General features: G+C 63.8%; 16 protein-coding genes. 6 read left to right on the forward strand and 10 right to left on the reverse strand.

All coding sequences use genetic code 11. The features are described 5' to 3' along the window. Position 1 precedes the first annotated feature (1 nt). Genes AC0L24_RS21285 through AC0L24_RS21305 form a run of 5 tightly spaced genes read right to left on the reverse strand, consistent with a single transcriptional unit; the run spans position 2 to position 4235 of the window. Entirely contained in the window at positions 2–775 is a 774-nt protein-coding gene (locus AC0L24_RS21285) for a LamB/YcsF family protein (protein WP_127809641.1), read from the reverse strand. Positions 776–811: 36 nt separating this feature from the next. After that, positions 812–1201, reverse strand: a complete 390-nt coding sequence (locus AC0L24_RS21290) for an acetyl-CoA carboxylase biotin carboxyl carrier protein (protein ID WP_127809640.1) — start codon at positions 1199–1201, stop codon at positions 812–814. Then, entirely contained in the window at positions 1191–2564 is a 1374-nt protein-coding gene (gene accC, locus AC0L24_RS21295; RefSeq protein WP_127809639.1) for an acetyl-CoA carboxylase biotin carboxylase subunit, read from the reverse strand. Before accC ends, AC0L24_RS21290 begins: the two co-directional genes overlap by 11 nt. Positions 2565–2568: 4 nt before the next feature. Next, positions 2569–3024, reverse strand: a complete 456-nt coding sequence (locus tag AC0L24_RS21300; RefSeq protein ID WP_127809638.1) for an acetyl-CoA carboxylase biotin carboxyl carrier protein — start codon at positions 3022–3024, stop codon at positions 2569–2571. Between the two features lie 8 nt (positions 3025–3032). Further along, on the reverse strand, positions 3033–4235 hold the full coding sequence (locus AC0L24_RS21305) for a pyridoxal phosphate-dependent aminotransferase (protein ID WP_127269418.1): 1203 nt from the start codon (positions 4233–4235) through the stop codon (positions 3033–3035). Positions 4236–4439: 204 nt separating this feature from the next. Here AC0L24_RS21305 and AC0L24_RS21310 point away from each other — a divergent pair, with 204 nt between their 5' ends. Both AC0L24_RS21310 and AC0L24_RS21315 read left to right on the forward strand, forming a co-directional pair. Beyond that, positions 4440–5618: an NAD(P)/FAD-dependent oxidoreductase gene (locus AC0L24_RS21310; protein ID WP_127809637.1), complete on the forward strand. Its 1179-nt coding sequence runs from the start codon at positions 4440–4442 to the stop codon at positions 5616–5618. Between the two features lie 106 nt (positions 5619–5724). Beyond that, entirely contained in the window at positions 5725–6378 is a 654-nt protein-coding gene (locus AC0L24_RS21315; protein ID WP_023809526.1) for a GntR family transcriptional regulator, read from the forward strand. A 46-nt stretch (positions 6379–6424) separates the two neighbouring features. Here AC0L24_RS21315 and AC0L24_RS21320 read toward each other — a convergent pair whose 3' ends face one another. The 5 genes from AC0L24_RS21320 to AC0L24_RS21340 all read right to left on the reverse strand — a co-directional run bounded on the left by AC0L24_RS21320 (position 6425) and on the right by AC0L24_RS21340 (position 10361). Further along, positions 6425–6889, reverse strand: a complete 465-nt coding sequence (locus tag AC0L24_RS21320; protein ID WP_245463670.1) for a VOC family protein — start codon at positions 6887–6889, stop codon at positions 6425–6427. Positions 6890–6894: 5 nt separating this feature from the next. Continuing rightward, positions 6895–7674 carry an SDR family NAD(P)-dependent oxidoreductase gene (locus AC0L24_RS21325; RefSeq protein ID WP_024503240.1) on the reverse strand — a complete coding sequence of 260 codons (780 nt, stop codon included), beginning with the start codon at positions 7672–7674 and terminating at the stop codon, positions 6895–6897. A 94-nt stretch (positions 7675–7768) separates the two neighbouring features. Continuing rightward, on the reverse strand, positions 7769–9247 hold the full coding sequence (locus AC0L24_RS21330; protein WP_127809636.1) for an aldehyde dehydrogenase: 1479 nt from the start codon (positions 9245–9247) through the stop codon (positions 7769–7771). 8 nt (positions 9248–9255) lie between these two features. Next, positions 9256–9843 (reverse strand): thiamine pyrophosphate-dependent enzyme, encoded by a 588-nt coding sequence (locus AC0L24_RS21335; RefSeq protein ID WP_127269711.1) that lies wholly within the window; start codon positions 9841–9843, stop codon positions 9256–9258. A gap of 5 nt (positions 9844–9848) precedes the next feature. After that, positions 9849–10361, reverse strand: coding sequence for a thiamine pyrophosphate-binding protein (locus AC0L24_RS21340; protein WP_164748823.1), 513 nt, complete (start codon positions 10359–10361; stop codon positions 9849–9851). 161 nt (positions 10362–10522) lie between these two features. Between AC0L24_RS21340 and AC0L24_RS21345 the strand changes: the two genes are divergently transcribed. The 4 genes from AC0L24_RS21345 to AC0L24_RS21360 all read left to right on the forward strand — a co-directional run bounded on the left by AC0L24_RS21345 (position 10523) and on the right by AC0L24_RS21360 (position 14582). Further along, a complete protein-coding gene (locus AC0L24_RS21345) occupies positions 10523–11458 on the forward strand; it encodes a LysR family transcriptional regulator (RefSeq protein ID WP_127267891.1) in 936 nt (311 codons plus the stop codon). Between the two features lie 105 nt (positions 11459–11563). Next, positions 11564–12712, forward strand: coding sequence for an acyl-CoA dehydrogenase family protein (locus AC0L24_RS21350; protein WP_127809635.1), 1149 nt, complete (start codon positions 11564–11566; stop codon positions 12710–12712). A gap of 9 nt (positions 12713–12721) precedes the next feature. Continuing rightward, positions 12722–13462 carry an NAD(P)H-dependent oxidoreductase gene (locus tag AC0L24_RS21355; protein WP_127318279.1) on the forward strand — a complete coding sequence of 247 codons (741 nt, stop codon included), beginning with the start codon at positions 12722–12724 and terminating at the stop codon, positions 13460–13462. Next, entirely contained in the window at positions 13455–14582 is a 1128-nt protein-coding gene (locus tag AC0L24_RS21360; protein WP_292659438.1) for a CaiB/BaiF CoA transferase family protein, read from the forward strand. The genes AC0L24_RS21355 and AC0L24_RS21360 overlap by 8 nt, the downstream gene beginning before the upstream one ends. The last annotated feature ends 5 nt before the right edge of the window (positions 14583–14587 follow it).

Here is a 14587-nt window from a genome sequence, read left to right on the forward strand (position 1 = left end):
CTCAGGCCGCGAACGCTCTGACCCTGACGCCGCTCGCCTCCAGCCGTCGCCGAACGCGCGCGGCGATGGCGACGGCTGCCGGCGTGTCGCTGTGGACGCAGATCGAATCGATCGGCGTCTGCAGCATCTGCCCGGAAAGCGTCTCGATGGCGCCTTGCTTGACCATCCGCACGACCCGTTCTGCCGCCTTCTCGGCGTCGTGGATGACAGCGCCTTCCAGCTTGCGCGAGACAAGAAAGCCTTCCTCCGTATAGGCGCGGTCGGCAAAGATTTCGGACCTGACCGTCAGGCCCGCGTCGCGCGCGATCCTGTCCTGGAAGCCGAGCGCAATGGACAGGCAGATCAGGCCGGGATCGACGGCCTTGACCGCGCGCGTCACCGCTTCGGCAACGCCACGGTCGGTCTGGGTAAGGTTGCCCAGCGCGCCATGCGCCTTCACATAGCGGATCGGGTGGCCGGCATAGGCGGAAAGCGCCTGCGCCGCGCCGATCTGGTAGGCGACCAGCCTTTCGATCTCATCCATGGAATGCGGGATGATGCGGCGTCCGAACCCCCACAGATCGGCAAAGCTCGGATGCGCGCCAACGGCGACGCCCTTGTCGCGCGCCATCGAGAACGTGGCCGCCATGATCTCGGGGTCGCCGGCATGAAAGCCGCAGGCCACATTGGCTGAACTGACGATGTCGAGGATCGCCGCATCGTCGCCGAGCCTGTAGGCTCCAAAACCCTCGCCCATGTCGGAATTGATATCGACCTGCAATCCTTGGGCCGCCATGGCGCTTTCCTCAGTGGTTCGAACCGTCGCCTTGCTTCACACCAGCTCGTAGAGCGGCGTCCCGTAGCCGACGACCGCTCCGTCCTCGATCAGCGCTGCACCCAGCACACCGTCTGCCGGCGCAACGATTGCCTTCAGGCATGGGCCGACCTGCAGGACGCCGACCGTCTCGCCCTTGCGAACCGTCTGGCCAGGTTCGGCGATCGGACGACCGGTCGTTGGGTGATCGAGACGGAACACGCCGACGCCGGGCGCGCGCACGCCCTTGAAGACCGTTTCGGCCTTCAGGGCTTCGACCGGGGGTGTCGAGGCAACAACGGATTGCATGTGCAAGCGCAACGAAAACCCGGCCTCCGACACTTCGATCTCGCCGATGCCGGCGCTAGCGCACCAGGCGGCCAGCCTTTCGATCTCCTCAACCGTCATCGCCGCCTCGTCCCTGGAGCAGACCGCCTTCAATGAGACGTTCGAGATGATGGATATCGAAGCCGCCGGCAGCGAAGCCGGGCTCGTCCATCAGGAGGCCGTGCAGCGGCGCGTTGGTGGCGATGCCGACGGCCTCCATCTCGCCCAGCGCGCCACTCATGCGCCGGATCGCCTCGGCTCGCGTCACGCCATGCGCCAGCAGCTTGGCCACCAATGAATCGTAGTGCGGCGGCACGGTGTAGCCGGAGTAGAGATGCGATTCGACGCGGATTCCGGGACCTCCGGGCGGCGTCCAGCGCTCGACCCGGCCCGGATGCGGGCGAAAGCTGTATGAATCTTCAGCGTTGATGCGGCATTCGACGGCGTGGCCCTGGATGCGGATGTCTTCCTGGCTGAACGACAGGGGTTCGCCCCGGGCGATGCGGATCTGCTCGCGCACGATATCGATGCCGGTGACAAGTTCCGTGACGGGATGCTCCACCTGCACGCGGGTGTTCATCTCGATGAAAGAGAAGCGCCCGTCCTCGTAGAGGAATTCGAATGTGCCCGCGCCTGTATAGCCGATGGTCAGGCATGCCTGGGCACACAGCTCGCCGATCTCGGCAACCGCCTCGCGGGCGATGCCGGGCGCCGGCGCCTCCTCGATGATCTTCTGGTGGCGGCGCTGCATGGAGCAATCCCGCTCGCCGAGCCAGACCGCCCTACCATGCTTGTCCGCCAGAATCTGGATCTCGATATGGCGCGGATGCTCGAGGAATTTTTCCAGATAGACTTGCGGGTTGCCGAAGGCCCGGTCCGCCTCTTTCACCGCCATTGAAACGGCTTCCATCAGGGCGTGCTGCTCGCGCACGATGCGCATGCCGCGCCCGCCGCCGCCGCCCGCTGCCTTGACGATGACCGGATAGCCGATGGCCTCGGCAATGGCGCGCACTGCCTGCTCGTCCTGCGGCAGCGCCCCCTCCGAGCCCGCAACGCAGGGAACGCCGGCGGCGATCATCGTGCGCTTGGCGGAGACCTTGTCGCCCATGGTGCGGATCGCCGCCGCCGACGGCCCGATGAAGGCAAGGCCGGCATTCTCGACAGCCTCGGCGAAGGCGGCGTTTTCCGAGAGGAAGCCGTAGCCCGGATGGATCGCGCCCGCGCCGGTGAGTTGCGCGGCCGCGATGATCTCGGCGATGTTGAGATAGCTCTCCGTCGCGGCCGCCGGTCCGATGCAGATCGCCCTGTCCGCCAGCGCGACATGTCGAAGGCTCGCATCCGCTTCCGAGTGCGCCGCCACCGTCTTCAATCCGAGGTCGCGGCAGGCGCGCAGGATGCGCAGCGCGATTTCACCACGATTGGCGATGAGGACGGTGTCGAACATCGCCTCAGCCCAAATCTTCGAGAACGAACAGCACATCGCCGGACTGCACCGCGGCATGGTCGTCGAACGCGATCTGGACGATCCGCCCAGCGCGATCGGATTCCACGACATTGAACGTCTTCATGGCTTCGAGGACACCAACCTTCTGCCCTTCCACGACCACATCGCCAACCGAAGCGAGCGGCGGTTCACCTTCGGTGCCGGAGCGGTAGAACACGCCCGTCAGCGGCGCGCGGATCGAATAGCGTGCGATGGGCGGAGATGTCGAAGCCGGATTTGTGAAGACGGCAGGGACGGCGGCTGGCCCCGACTGCGACGCAGATTGCGCTTGCGACGCGGATTGCGCCGGCGCCATCTGCCTGGACATGCGGATGCGAACGCCATTGCGCTCGATCTCCAGTTCGGCAATGGGCGAACGCGAGACAAATTCGATCAGCTTCTGGACGAAGTCGAGATCCATCGCCGACCCTATCGCAGCGCTTCGACAGCCTTGGCGATTCGCCCGATCGCTTTTTCGATCAGATCCATCGACGTGGCTATGGAAATGCGGAAATGCGGCGACAGCCCGTAGGCAGAGCCCTGCACCACCGCGACCCGCGCCTGATCGAGCAGGTAAAGCGAGAAATCATCGTCGCTGCCGATGGGAGTGCCGTCGGGGCGACGACGGCCGATCAGGGCCGAGCAATTGGGATAGAGATAGAAGGCGCCCTCGGGCGTCTGGCAGGTAAGGCCGGGAATCTTGCGCAGCAGCTCCAGAGCGCGGTCGCGCCGAGCCTGGAATTCGAGCGCCCGAGGGCGAAGAAAGTCCTGGGGACCTTCCAGTGCGGCAATGGTCGCGGCCTGCGAGATGGATGACGGGTTCGACGTGCTTTGGCTCTGCACGGTGGCCATGGCGCGGATCAGCGGTTCCGGCCCGCCGGCATAGCCGATCCGCCAGCCGGTCATGGCATAGGCCTTCGACACGCCATTCACTGTCAGCGTACGGTCCTTCAGCCTCGGCTCGACGCCGGCGATGGTATGGAAGGTACGTCCATCGAACAGGATATGCTCGTAGATGTCGTCGGTCAGAACGTGCACATGCGGGTGATCGAGCAACACCCCGGCCAGGCCGGCAAGTTCGTCGGGGCTGTAGACGGCGCCAGTCGGATTGGAAGGCGTGTTGAGCAGCAGCCATTTGGTGCGCCCGGTGATCGCGGCTCGCAGGGCTTGCGGTGTCAGTTTGAAGCCCTGCGCCTCCGTGCAAGGAACGACCACGGGCTTGCCTTCGCCGAGCAGGACGATGTCGGTGTAGGAAACCCAATAGGGCGCGGGGACGACCACCTCGTCACCGGGGGCCAGCGTTGCCAGCAGGGCGTTGTAGATGATCTGCTTTGCGCCACCCGCGACGCTGATTTGCGAAGGCTTGTAGTCGAGGCCGTTCTCGCGCCTGAATTTCCCGGCCACCGCCTTCTTCAGCGCGGCGGTGCCGTCGACCGCCGTATAGCGCGTTTCACCCCTGCGCATCGCCTCGTAGGCCGCCTCGACGATGTGCGGAGGCGTTGGAAAATCCGGCTCGCCGGCGCTCAGGCTGATGACGTCGATGCCGGCCGAGCGCATTTCGATTGCCCGCGCGGTGACCGCCATGCTGGGGCTTGGCTTGATGACGTCAAGACGGGGAGCGATGAGGCCCACGGGAAATCCTCGTCATGGCTGCCGCGACGTTGCCGGGCAGGTGATATCTGGTGAAGATTGGATAATGTATTCTGATTTTCGCGTCAAACCCCTTTTTCTGCATCGAAGACCGGGTTATGTCTCATTCCCGTGGTGGGTCGATAGAGGAAAGTATCCAATCCTTCATCGCCGCGTATGACATTCGAGATAGGGAACACGATTGGAATGGGCACAAACTATGATGTGGTGATCGTCGGCGGCGGCGTTGTCGGCAGCTCGATCGCCTATTTCCTGTCAGCCAATCCGGATTTCGATGGCAGTATTGCGGTGATCGAGCGGGACCCCTACTACACGGCCTCCTCGTCTTCCTTGTCGACCAGCGCCATCCGCCAGCAGTTCGGCACGGCGCCCAACATTGCCATGTCGAAGTTCAGCATCGACTTCCTGCGCCAGGTAAAGACGCGGCTTGCCATCGGCGACGAGTTGGCCGACATCGGCCTGCATGAGCCCGGTTACCTCGTGCTGGCGACACCCGAGCGGGCAGACGCGCAGCGTGCCAAGAACCGCGTTCAGCGCGGCATGGGCGTCGACGCCGAACTGATCGAGCAGGTTGATCTGGCACGACGCTTCCCGTGGCTCAACACGGACGATCTCGCCCTTGGCTCGCTCGGCCTTGGCAGCGAAGGCTGGTTCGACGGCCCCGGCCTGATGCAGGCCTTTCGCCGCAAGGCGCGCACGCAGGGCGTGGACTATCTTGCCGCGACGGTGACCGGACTGACCATGGCGTCTCCCCAAAAGGTCGGCGAAGTGGTGCTCGACAATGGCGACCGGCTTGCCGCCGGCACGGTGATCAACGCGGCCGGACCGTGGAGCGCGGGCATCGCCAAGATGGCCGGCGCCGAACTGCCGGTTGTCCCGAGCAAGCGCTGCGTCTTCGTCTTCGAAACGCCGGCAAGGATCGAAAACTGCCCCTTCGTCTTCGACACGAGCGGCTTCTGGCTGCGGCCGGAAGGCCAGCTCTTCCTGTGCGGTATTCCGCCGGTGCGCGAGAACGAGCCGGACGATTTTGAACTGGATGTGGATTACGACCTGTTCGACGAGTTGATCTGGCCGGCGCTCGCCCATCGTGTGCCCGGGTTTGAGCAATTGCGGATGTTGCGCGCCTGGGCGGGGCTCTACGAATACAACACCTTCGACCACAGCGGTATCATCGGCCGGCATCCCGAGGTTTCGAACTTTGTCCTGGCCACCGGCTTCAGCGGCCACGGCATGATGCATGCAGCGGCGACCGGGTCGGGCGTCAGTGATCTCATTGCCTATGGCGAGTACCGCTCTGTCGACCTGTCGGCCTTCCGCTACGAACGGATCGCTGGCAATCAACCTATCGAGGAACATGTCTACTGAAGCGAAACGGGCGACATGGCATCGCGGTGACAACGGTGCTATGCGTCCACTTCTTCAATCAACACGGCGCCAGTCAACAAACACGGCGGCCGCCTCAGGCTGATTCATGCTCGTACAGAAGAAAACCATCTCGACCCAGGTCGCCGATGCCATCAGGCAGAAGATCCTGATCGGCGAATACGAGGCCAACTTTCAGTTGCGGCAGGAGCATCTGGCCACCGAGTTCGGCGTCAGCCGAATTCCGGTGCGAGAGGCGCTGCATCAGCTTCATTCGGAAGGCTTCGTCACGCTGGTTTCCCACAAGGGCGCCGTCGTCACCTCCATTTCCCTGGACGAGATCCTCGAGCTCTACGAATTGCGGGCCCGGATCGAAACATGGCTACTGGCCCTCGCCATTCCAAGGATGACGGAGGCCGACCTCGCGCTGGCCCGCGAGCGCGCAAAGCAGCACCAGGAGCAGGGCAAGACCGGCGAGTATTCGAACCAGCTCAACTGGAACTTCCACGCCGCGCTCTACGCGCCGTCCGGCCGCAAGGCGACGATCGAACTGGTCGGGCGCATCTATCAGCAGCTGGAACGCTACACGCGCATGATGGTGACGCTCACCGAGATCCAGGCCCAGTCCGACCGCGACCACTGGCAGCTCATCGACCTATGCGAAGCCAAAGATACGCTGCGCGCCGTCGGCCTTTTGGAAATGCATATCATCACCAGCGGCAAATTCCTGGTCGACCGGCTTGAGGAATTGCGGGGCAGCTGATCAGTCGCCCCGTCTCCTTGTCCAGCCCCAATCCTTCGCGCGAAGATCATTTGCCGGGCAGATTGGTCGCCCTCGTCAGCAGGATCACGCCCGCCTTGTCGGCCGTATCGTAATAGGTGAAGCCGGTGCGGTTTTCCCGGCGCCCGCGCATCAGCACGGGAAGCCCGTCGTCCTGCGCCTTGGCCTCGGCTGCATCCGCATCGCGAACCTCAAAGCCGATATGGAAGACGCCTTCACCCTTGCTGTCGAGATGAATCCGCTGCGGTGAAGGATCGCCGTTCGGCTCGCACAGCTGCAGCTGAACGTTCGGCAAGTTGCAAATCCGGTATTGCATCGCCTTGAAACCCTCGGGGCTTGGGACCTGGAGTTCTTCGTATTCGGCCAGCGGCGGATAGGACTCCCATGGCCCGATGCCGATGGAGTCATAATAGGCCTGCGCCTTGTCGATATCGTGCACGACGATGCAGATGTGATGCAGCTTGTCGAAATTGCCCATGTCGTCACTCCCCATTCTTCTCACTCCTTGATCGGGACCGTATAGTTCAGAACGCGGCGCCCCCCGTCGGGGTAGATCGTCTCGCCGGTGATGTAGGAAGCGTCGTCGCTGGCTAGGAATGCCACGACCGAGGCGATCTCGGCTGCCGTGCCGAGGCGCCCGAGAGGTGTCCGCGAAAGGACCGCCCGTCGCATTTCTTCCGAGTCGATGAATGTCCCGTCCATGACCATGTCCGTGGCGATGGTGCCCGGCCCGACACCGACCACGCGGATGCCGTGGGGGGCGAAGGCGACGGCCGCGGTGCTGGTGACCTGGTTCATGCCGCCCTTGGAGATCGCGTAGGTGGCGACACGTGGGTTGGCGAGGCCCGAATTGATCGACGACATGTTGATGATGACGCCGCCTCCACCTTGCGCGATCATCTGGCGGGCTGCGGCCTGGGTGCCCATGAACGCACCTTTGAGATTGACGGCGAGAACCCTGTCGTAGTCCGCCTCTGTGATGTCGAGAAAGTCCTGGACCGGAGCGATGCCGGCATTGTTGACCATGATGTCGACACGGCCGAACTTCGCCACCGCCGCTGCAATCAGCCCATCGACCTGGTCCTTCTTGCTGACATCCGTGACGACCGCCAGGACGCTGTCGGTGGTACCGATTTCAGCGGCACATTTTTTTAACTCCACGGCATCGATGTCGCCGAGCACGAGCTTCGCGCCTTCGGCCAAAAAGCGTTCCGCGCAAGCGCGTCCGATGCCGCGCGCCGCGCCTGTGACAACCGCCACCTTGCCTGCCTGTCTCATGTCCAATCCTTCGATCATTTGTAAGTCGGCCACCGTCTCAGGGAGCATGGGCCGAGCTTGGCTAGGAATGGGGTTTCTCCCACCGAAGCCTAGCCTAGCGGATAACGAAGGGATTGGCGGTCTTGCCGGCGGTGTCTATCCACACCGTCTTGGTCTGCAGATAGGAATTGATGGCATCCTGCCCGCTTTCGCGCCCGATACCGCTCCTCTTGTAGCCGCCGAAGGGCGCCATGTAGGAGACGGCACGGTATGAGTTGATCCAGACCATCCCCGCTTCCATCGCGGCCGCGCCGCGCAGCGCCCTGCCCATGTCGCTGGTCCATATTCCCGCCGCCAGCCCATAGGGGCTGTCATTGGCAATGGCGAAGGCCTCGTCCTCGTCGTCAAAGGGGATGACGGACAGGATCGGCCCGAACACCTCCTCACGCGCGATCCGCATGGTGTTGTTCACGCCGGTGAAGATGGTGGGCTCGACGAACCAGCCCTCGGCCAGTTCACCCGAGGCCGGCTTGCCGCCGCCCAGCACGCAAAGCGCACCCTCGCGGCGCGCGATGCCGAGATAGGACAGCACCTTCTCGCGCTGGGCTTGCGTGGTGATCGGCCCGACCTGCGTCTCTTGCAGCGCCGGATTGCCCAATCGAGCGCTGGCCGCCAGCGTTATGACGCCTTCCACGAACCGGTCGTGGATTTTGCGATGCACCAGCAGCCGCGAACCCGCGATGCAGGTCTGGCCGCTGGCCGCGAAGATGCCTGAGATCGCGCCGTTGACCGCGCTCTCGATATCGGCGTCGTCGAAGACGATGTTGGCCGATTTGCCGCCGAGCTCCAGCGTGACGACTTTTAGCTGTTCGGCAGCCGCCCGATAGACCGCGATCCCGCCAGGCTCACCACCGGTGAAGGCGATCTTGGCGACGTCGGGATGAGAGACGAGTGGCGCGCCGACATCAAGCGGCATGCCGGTAACGGTGTTGACCACGCCGGGCGGGAAGCCTGCCCGCGCAAACAGTTTCACGAACTCCAGCGTCGAGGCCGAGGCGTGTTCCGACGGCTTGATGACGACAGTGTTGCCTGCCGCCAGCAGCGGCGCGAGCTTCCATGTCAGGAGTAAAAGCGGCGAATTCCAGGGCACGATCGCTGCAATGACACCCAGCGGCTCGTGGCGGGTGAAAGCGAACATGCCAGCCTTGTCGATCGGCAGCACCGACCCTTCGATCTTGTCGGCAAGACCGCCGAAATAGCGGAACCATTCCGGGATATAGCGCAGCTGTGCCGTCATTTCGGTGAGCAGCTTGCCATTGTCGCGCGTCTCGATGGCGGCAATACGATCTGCGTTCTCGGCGATCAGATCGGCCAGCCGCACGAGCAGCTTGCCCCGCGCGGTCGGCGTGATGCCGGCCCATTCCTTCGACCGGAATGCTGCCTTCGCGGACGCCACGGCGGCGTCCACCTGGCTCGCTCCTCCACGCGGGATCAGCGCCCAGGGCCTGCCGGTGAACGGATCATGGCTCTCGAATGTATCGGCTGTCGATTGCAACCGACCGCCGACCGTGTTCTGGAAACTGACCAGCGCCATATCGGTCCTCAACAGGTGGCAAAGCCCAGATGGGCGCGAAAGCGGTTCTTGACCTCGACCGCGTCGCGCGGCGGCAGCGAGCGCGGCAGGTTCTCGGCGGTGATTTTCAGCACGAAAAGGCGCGGACCGTCGGCCGGGCGCCGAAGTTCTCCACAGAGCATGTCGACCTCCTCCAGCGTACGCAGCTCGGCGGTCTTCGAAAAACCGCAAGCGGCCGCGACCTTGTCGAAACCAATGCCCTTGCCGGTATGGCTGGACTGCATGCCGGTCTCGCCGAAATGCTGATTGTCGAGCACGATCAGGTCGAGATTTTTCGGCCGCGCCACCGAGATCGTCGCCAGCGAACCGAACGCCATCAGCTGTTCGCCATCTCCGGTGATCACCATGACCCGCTTGTCGGGTTGGGCTTGGGCAAGCCCGAGGCCGATCAGCGCAGCACCCCCCATGGCGCCCCACAGATAATAGTTGTCGTTGCGGTCACCGGCAGCATGCACGTCGTAGCTCGGCGAGCCTAGACCGGTCACGACCAGGGCTCCGTCGCGGGCGTCAAGCAGCTTCTTCACCGCAACCCGGCGGTCCATCGTCGGTAAATTCATGTCGCTCACCACTTCTTCTTGCCGAGCAGCCGCTGCCCGATCAGCACGGCAATCTGCTGGTCGGCGTCGAAGGCCATCAAGGCTGCCTGCGCCACCGTCTCCACCAGGTCGGGACCGGTTTCGGCGCGCAGCACCCTGAGCCCTATCGCCTTCAGCGACGCCTCCGTCGCCTGCCCCATCGGCACCTGCCACGGGTTGAACTCGGCCCATTCGCCCCGCATCGTCACCAGGACGAGCAAGGGGAAGCGCGCCTGCACGGGAAGCGACAGCATGTTGATGCAATTGCCGACACCGGAGGATTGCATGAGCACGACGCTCCGCTTGCCACCGAGCCAGGAGCCTGCTGCGATGGCGATGCCCTCCTCCTCCGTCGTCAGCACATTGGTGACGACTTCGGGATCCTCACTGAAAAGGCGGATCAATGTGGTATGACCGGCATCCGGCACATAGGACATGTGGCTGATGCCGGCAGCCTTGAGCACCTCATAGACCTGATCCGGCCACTGCCTTTCAGACACGGTCGGAGCGGCGGCAAGCGCTGCTGCTTCCGGAGGTTTTGCTTGTATGCTCGCCGTCACCTTGCATCTCCGAGATATTGGACTGGCATTAGACTAGCGCGCTTGACCGATGCAATCTTCGTCTCTTTCTCGTGATCAGATATAATGGTATTCGATAGCTCATGGAGTTATCGCAGCTACGCACCCTCATCCACGTCGCCGAACTCGGCAGCCTCAGCAAGGCCGCCGACCGGCTGCACATTGCGCAGCCGGCGCTCAGCCGGCAGGTGCGCATGCTGGAGGAGGAATTGGGCTTTGCCCTTTTCCTGCGCCATGGACGCGGCATGGTGCTGTCCGAGCAGGGCAAGGAGGTGCTGGCGCACGCCATGCGCGTGATGGCCGAGATCGACGAGATCCGCGCCACGGCCACGCCCGCCGATGCGCCGCTGACCGGCGAAGTGGCCATCGGCCTGCCGCCCACCGTTGCCGACATTATTTCGCTGCCGCTGGCGGCCGCCTTCGGCAAGGCCCATCCCAAGGCGAAGCTCAGACTTGTCAGCGCCTACACCGGCTATCTGCTGGACTGGATGCACCGCGGCGAGGTGGACGTCGCGGTGCTCTATGACCCGCGCATGGCGCGTTCGCTGCGCTCGCGCCCGCTGCTCCTGGAAAACCTCTTCCTGATCGGACCGCCGGATGCGGGATTTTCAACTGTGCGCGCCGTATCGTTCGCCTCGCTCGCCGGCAAGCGCCTGCTGCTGCCCAGCATCAAGCACGGGCTGCGCATCATCGTCGAACGCTGCGCCACGGATGCCGGCATCACGCTCGATGTCGGCATCGAAGCGGACTCCTATTCGGCGCTGAAGGACCTGGTGCGCAACGGCCATGGCTGGACGATCCTGCCGCTCGCTCCCATCCATGCCGACGTGACTGCCGGGCTGCTCACCGCCGCGCCATTGATCGATCCGGTGCCCGTGCGCCGCCTGATCCTTGCCTACCCGGCGGACCGGCCTGCCTCGCGGCTGGCGCGGTTTGCCGGACAAGCGATAGAGGACATCGCCAAGGATCTTGTCGGGCGGGCCGTCTGGGTCGGCCAACTTCTCGGCCCTCCACCATAAGCATTCGAATTGCGTTATATCTGCTCACGTCCGCTCTGCATTGCTGACAGGGCATGGAGGCGCGATAGTGAGGCCCGCAGCAAGACGAAAACCCGGACAAACCTCATGGAAGCCTATCAGGACATTCGCGATGCCGTCGCCAGGCTGTGCACGCGCTTTCCCGGAGAATACTGGCGCGCACTCGACAGGGACATGGCCTATCCCGGCGACTTCGTCGCAGCGTTGACGCAGGCCGGTTGGCTCTCGATCCTGATCCCGGAGGCATATGGTGGCTCGGGCCTGCCGCTTTCGGCCGCCGCTGCCGTGCTGGAGGAAATTCAGCGCGCCGGCTGCAATGGCGGCGCCTGCCATGCCCAGATGTACACGATGGGCACGCTTCTTCGCCACGGCTCGGAAGCGCAGAAGCAGCGATACCTACCAAAGATCTCCACGGGAGAACTGCGCCTGCAGGCATTCGGCGTCACGGAACCGACCAGCGGGACCGACACGGGGGCGCTCAAGACCACTGCTCGCCTCGACGGCGATCATTTCGTGGTCAAGGGCCAGAAGATCTGGACCAGCCGCGCCGAGCATTCGGATCTGATGCTGCTGCTGGCGCGGACCACGCCGCTGAAGGACGGCATGAAAAAGACCGACGGCCTCTCCGTCCTCATCGTCGACATGCGCGAAGCCGTCGGCAACGGCCTCACAATCCGGCCGATCCGCACCATGATGAACCATGCCACCACCGAGGTCTTCTTCGACGATCTGCGCGTACCCGCCGAAAACCTGATCGGCGAAGAGGGGAAGGGATTCCGCTACATCCTCTCGGGCATGAACGCCGAGCGCATCCTGATATCAGCCGAATGCGTCGGCGACGCGAAATGGTTCATCGAAAAGGCAAGCACCTACGCAAAGGAGCGGCATGTGTTTGGCCGGGCGATCGGCCAGAACCAGGGCATCCAGTTTCCGATCGCAAGGGCCTACGCCAACATGCGCGCGGCCGAACTGATGGTGCGCGAGGCGCTGAACCTCTACGAGGCCGGCAAGAACCCCGGATCCGAAGCGAACATGGCCAAGATGCTGGCGGCCGACGCTTCGAACGAAGCCGCCAATGTCTGCATCCAGACTTATGGCGGGTTCGGTTTCGCGGAAGAGTACGATGTCGAGCGCAAGTTCCGCGAGACGCGTCTCTATCAGGTCGCGCCGATCTCGACCAACCTCATCCTGTCATACCTTTCCGAGCACGTGCTTGGACTGCCGCGTTCCTACTAGGAGTCGTCCGTGAACGTCCTCATCGTCTATGCACACCCGGAAGCAAAATCCTTCAACGGCGCCATGAAGGATCTGGCCGTGGAAACCTTGACCCGCGCAGGCCACGATGTAGTCGTCAGCGACCTCTATGCGATGGGCTTCAATCCTGTCGCAGGGCCGGGCGACGTATCGGGCGAGCGTAACGATCCGGACTTCTTCAGCCTGCCGCGCGAACAGACCGCCGCCTACGAGGCCGGCGCACTGTCGGCCGATATCAGTGCAGAGATCGAAAAGGTGAAGCGGGCGGACTTCGTGCTGTTCCAGTTCCCGGTCTGGTGGTTCGGAATGCCAGCAATGCTCAAGGGCTGGGCCGATCGCGTCTTCGCGCGCGGTTTCGCCTATCTGCCGGGCCGCAAATACGACACCGGCATGTTCAGGGGAAAGCTCGCCATGGTGGCCGCCACCACGGGCACGTCGGCCGACACCTACGCGCCCGATGGCATCGACGGCGACATCCTCACGGTGCTGTGGCCGATCCACAATGGTCTGCTGCGCTATTCCGGCTTCGACGTGCTGCCGCCCTTCGTCGCCTACATGCCGGGCCGCGTCGGCGACGATGGCCGCAAGGCCTATCTGGACGCCTACCGCAAGAGGCTCGAGGACATTGATGGCACGCCGCATCTGTTCTTCCACGCAGCCGAGGACTACGGCAAGAACGAGCGGCTGAAGCCTGGCGTGCTGGCGCGCTCGGGAGTGCAGCGCAATGTCTGACGCCCGCCCGCTGGAGGGCCTGTTTGTCGTTTCGATCGAGCAGGCCGTCGCCGCTCCGCTCTGCACGGTCCGCCTTGCCGATGCCGGCGCACGCGTCGTGAAGATCGAGCGTCCGGAAGGCGAAACCGCGCGTCATTACGATTCCGCAGTGGAAGGCATGTCGGCTTACTTCGTCTGGCTCAACCGCGGCAAGGAGAGCGCGGTGCTCGACCTGAAGAGTGAGCACGACCTGGCTCTCCTGCACCGGATGGTCGCGCGCGCCGACGTCCTCGTGCAGAATCTCGTGCCGGGCGCCATCGACAGGCTCGGCCTCTCGGCCGATACAATTGCGAAAGAGTTTCCTCGGCTGATAGCCATCAACATCGTCGGCTACGGGCAGGACACGCCCTACGCGGCCATGCGCGCCTACGACATGCTGGTGCAGGCCGAAAGCGGCATCTGCGCCGTTACCGGCACTCCGGACACGCCAAGCAAAATCGGGGTTTCCGCCGCCGACATCGCCACCGGCATGAATGCCCATGCGGCGATCCTCGAAGCCCTGTTGGCGCGCCAGAAAACCGGGCGCGGCCGCATTGTCGAGATTGCCATGTTCGACGCCATGGCCGATTGGATGACCGTGCCGCTGCTGCACTACGAATATGCGGGCTGCGAGACCCAGAGATATGGCCTGGCACACGCTTCGATCTACCCCTATCGACCTTATGCCTGTCGGGATGGCAGCGTGGTCGTGTCCATCCAGCAGAACAATGAATGGAAGCGCTTCTGCACGCTCGTGCTGCAAAGGCAGGATCTGTTCGCCGACGAACGCTTCGCCACCAATACCTGGCGGGTTGCCAACCGCACGGCGCTCGACGCCGAGATCGAACCGATCTTCGCGGCAATCGACTGCGACGAGGCCATAGACCGTCTCGACGAGGCGCAGATCGCCTGGGGCCGGGTGAGTGCAATGCGCGACCTGCCGCACCACAAGGCGCTCCGCCGGACGGAGGTGGCACTGCCGGACGGCAAGCGCATCGCAGTACCCAAGCCGGCAGGGCGGCCGGAGGGATTTGCAACGGTTCCAAGCGTCCCCGCGCTTGGCGCCGATACGGACCGGATCCGGTCCGAATTCGCCGCCTGACGAGG

The sequence above is a fragment of the Mesorhizobium sp. WSM4809 genome (assembly GCF_055811655.1).

Bases quoted from the DNA above. Each gene is read 5' to 3' on its own strand.
- AC0L24_RS21300 (WP_127809638.1), bottom strand. From the start codon at position 3,024: ATGGATCTCGACTTCGTCCAGAAGCTGATCGAATTTGTCTCGCGTTCG.
- AC0L24_RS21310 (WP_127809637.1), top strand. From the start codon at position 4,440: ATGGGCACAAACTATGATGTGGTGATCGTCGGCGGCGGCGTTGTCGGC.
- AC0L24_RS21345 (WP_127267891.1), top strand. From the start codon at position 10,523: ATGGAGTTATCGCAGCTACGCACCCTCATCCACGTCGCCGAACTCGGC.
- AC0L24_RS21290 (WP_127809640.1), bottom strand. From the start codon at position 1,201: ATGACGGTTGAGGAGATCGAAAGGCTGGCCGCCTGGTGCGCTAGCGCC.
- AC0L24_RS21360 (WP_292659438.1), top strand. From the start codon at position 13,455: ATGTCTGACGCCCGCCCGCTGGAGGGCCTGTTTGTCGTTTCGATCGAG.
- AC0L24_RS21285 (WP_127809641.1), bottom strand. From the start codon at position 775: ATGGCGGCCCAAGGATTGCAGGTCGATATCAATTCCGACATGGGCGAG.
- AC0L24_RS21330 (WP_127809636.1), bottom strand. From the start codon at position 9,247: ATGGCGCTGGTCAGTTTCCAGAACACGGTCGGCGGTCGGTTGCAATCG.
- AC0L24_RS21315 (WP_023809526.1), top strand. From the start codon at position 5,725: ATGCTCGTACAGAAGAAAACCATCTCGACCCAGGTCGCCGATGCCATC.
- accC (WP_127809639.1), bottom strand. From the start codon at position 2,564: ATGTTCGACACCGTCCTCATCGCCAATCGTGGTGAAATCGCGCTGCGC.
- AC0L24_RS21325 (WP_024503240.1), bottom strand. From the start codon at position 7,674: ATGAGACAGGCAGGCAAGGTGGCGGTTGTCACAGGCGCGGCGCGCGGC.
- AC0L24_RS21320 (WP_245463670.1), bottom strand. From the start codon at position 6,889: ATGGGGAGTGACGACATGGGCAATTTCGACAAGCTGCATCACATCTGC.
- AC0L24_RS21335 (WP_127269711.1), bottom strand. From the start codon at position 9,843: ATGAATTTACCGACGATGGACCGCCGGGTTGCGGTGAAGAAGCTGCTT.
- AC0L24_RS21350 (WP_127809635.1), top strand. From the start codon at position 11,564: ATGGAAGCCTATCAGGACATTCGCGATGCCGTCGCCAGGCTGTGCACG.